Source organism: Cupriavidus sp. HPC(L), from assembly GCF_000307735.3.
Taxonomy (GTDB): Bacteria; Pseudomonadota; Gammaproteobacteria; order Burkholderiales; family Burkholderiaceae; genus Cupriavidus.
Genome location: NZ_AMPR02000331.1, coordinates 1 through 2,085, shown reverse-complemented (window position 1 = coordinate 2,085; position 2,085 = coordinate 1). Strand labels below are relative to the sequence as shown.

Genomic DNA, 2,085 nt, shown 5'->3' with positions numbered 1-2,085 from the left:
CCTGCCAGGTGGTCACCGGCGGCGGCAGCGGCAGCGTCGAATTCGATCTGGCCAGCGGCGTCTTCACCGAGATCCAGCCCGGGTCGTACGTCTTCATGGATGGCGACTACGGCAGCAATGAGGGCGTCGCGGCCAGCGGAACCGGCGGCGGAATCGGCGGCGGGATCGATGGCGGCGGCGCGGCCGAAGCGCTGCGCTTCGAGCACAGCCTGTTTATCGCGACCACGGTGATGAGCACCGCGGCACAGGGCCAGGTCGTGGTCGACGCGGGATTGAAGTCGATGGCGGTCGATTCGGGGCTGCCGTGGGTATGGGAACGCAACACCGGAGAGCGCAACGCCGGGGAACGCAACGCCGGGGAACGCCACGGCGGCCAGTTCGGCGGCGGCAGGCGCAGCACGCGGCTGGCCTATGTCGCCGCCAATGACGAACACGGCATCGTGCGCCCGGTGCCGGCTGCCGGCGGCGAGCTGCCGGCGCTGCCGCAGCTGGGCGAACCGCTGTGGCTGGTGCCGGGACACTGCGACCCGACGCTGAACCTGTACGACACGCTGGTCGGCGTGCGCGACGGCAAGGTCGAGTCGCTGTGGCCGATCTCGGCGCGCGGTCTCAGCCGGTAGCACCGAGCCAGCGAGGCCCGCGGGCGGGACGGCCGGGCGCAAGGAGGAGCAACATGATCGATCGCAGCGAAGCCGCCATCTCGCCCTCCCCGTGGCGCCGCAAGGCGTTCGCCGTCGCGGCCCGGCTCGCCTGCTGGACCCTGCTGGCGGCGGCCATGCCGGCGGGCATGTCCAGCGCCCTCGCGCAACCGATCCCCACACTACCCGTTTCGGCGCTCGCTCGTCCCAATGTGGTCGTGTTGCTGCGCCATGCCACCGCGCCGGGCGTCGGCGACCCGCCCGGCTTCGACCTGAACTCCTGCCGGACGCAGCGCAATCTCGATGCGAGCGGGCGCGCACAGGCCCAGCGTCTCGGCGCGGCCTGGCGCGCCGCGGGCTTTCGTCCCAGTGCGGTGTGGGCCAGCGCCTGGTGCCGTTGCCAGGACACCGCGCGGCTGATGGACCTCGGCCCCGTCACCGTGCTGCCGCTGCTGAACTCGTTCTTTGGCGACGCCGGCGCCCGCACCGATCAGACCGCAGAACTGTCGCGCTTCATCGATCGGCTCGATCCGCGCGGCGGGCCGTATGTGATGGTGACCCATCAGGTCAACATCACCGCGCTGACCGGGCAAGGGGCCGACAGCGGCGGCGGCGTCGTGTTCGAACTGTCGCCGGACGGACAGCCACGGCGCCTGTATCGGCTGCCCGCCGGCTGAGCCCCGCCCTACAACGTCGACCCGTGCTGATGGCGGTATTCCTGCGTGCGGCCGCCATAGCCGTACGCCGCCGCGCGGGCATCGATCACATGGATGTACGAGCAGTCGTGCACATTGCCGATCAGCTCGGACAGCGCATGGTGCACCGCTTCGAGGTAGCGCGCCTTCTCCGCCTTGGTATTGGTCTCGTCGGTGACGCTGATATCGAGATGAAAGGCGTTGCGCCCGAGCGCGGAGAGCGGCTGGCCATCGATAAACCAGGCGTCGTGGGGCACATACTGGACCGCCACCGCCATCACCTCCGGCTTCTTGCCGAGCACGGTACGGGTCAGTTCGGCGACGGTGGCGGCGGCCTTCGCGGTCAGCGCGGCGTTGGGGTGACCGGAAATCTGCAGTTGAAGATGGGGCATCGCGGTTTCCTCTTCGAATGGTCGTTGCATCAAATGGCAGGTGGCATGGGCCGGCCCGATACCGCCGTGCCGACCCGCCACTGACTCGATGCTAGTGTCCGCCCTGCCATCGGAAAAGCGGGAAGATGCGATACCATCCATCGGTATCGCCGAAACCAGAAGCGAACCTGGAGCAAGACATGCGCGGCTTCGATCTCGAACAATTGCGTACCTTCGTCGCGGTGGCCGACAGCGGCAGCCTGTCGGCCGCCGCGCCACGGCTGTTCCTGTCGCAGTCATCGGTCAGCGAGCAGCTGCGCAAGCTGGAGGAGCGCGCCGGCGTGCCGCTGCTGCTGCGCGGGCGCCGCGGCGTGCAGCCCA

Annotated in this window: 3 protein-coding genes and 1 pseudogene; 3 read left to right on the top strand and 1 reads right to left on the bottom strand. The window is 69.5% G+C overall.

All coding sequences use genetic code 11. The annotated features are described in order from the left end of the window. Together B551_RS16780 and B551_RS16775 are read left to right on the top strand one after the other, a co-directional pair. A pseudogene (locus B551_RS16780) lies at nucleotides 1-620 on the top strand (hypothetical protein); the annotation flags it as partial. A 53-nt stretch (nucleotides 621-673) separates the two neighbouring features. Next, nucleotides 674-1,315: a histidine phosphatase family protein gene (locus B551_RS16775; RefSeq protein WP_006578882.1), complete on the top strand. Its 642-nt coding sequence runs from the start codon at nucleotides 674-676 to the stop codon at nucleotides 1,313-1,315. Between the two features lie 8 nt (nucleotides 1,316-1,323). On the opposite strand, the gene B551_RS16770 is transcribed toward B551_RS16775, so the two are convergent. Next, nucleotides 1,324-1,725, bottom strand: a complete 402-nt coding sequence (locus tag B551_RS16770) for a hypothetical protein (protein WP_006578881.1) — start codon at nucleotides 1,723-1,725, stop codon at nucleotides 1,324-1,326. Nucleotides 1,726-1,904: 179 nt separating this feature from the next. Between B551_RS16770 and B551_RS16765 the strand changes: the two genes are divergently transcribed. Next, nucleotides 1,905-2,085, top strand: a 181-nt coding sequence (locus B551_RS16765; RefSeq protein WP_043440461.1) for a LysR family transcriptional regulator, incomplete at its 3' end; no start/stop codon positions are given.

Bases quoted from the DNA above. Each gene is read 5' to 3' on its own strand.
- B551_RS16775 (WP_006578882.1), top strand. From the start codon at position 674: ATGATCGATCGCAGCGAAGCCGCCATCTCGCCCTCCCCGTGGCGCCGC.
- B551_RS16770 (WP_006578881.1), bottom strand. From the start codon at position 1,725: ATGCCCCATCTTCAACTGCAGATTTCCGGTCACCCCAACGCCGCGCTG.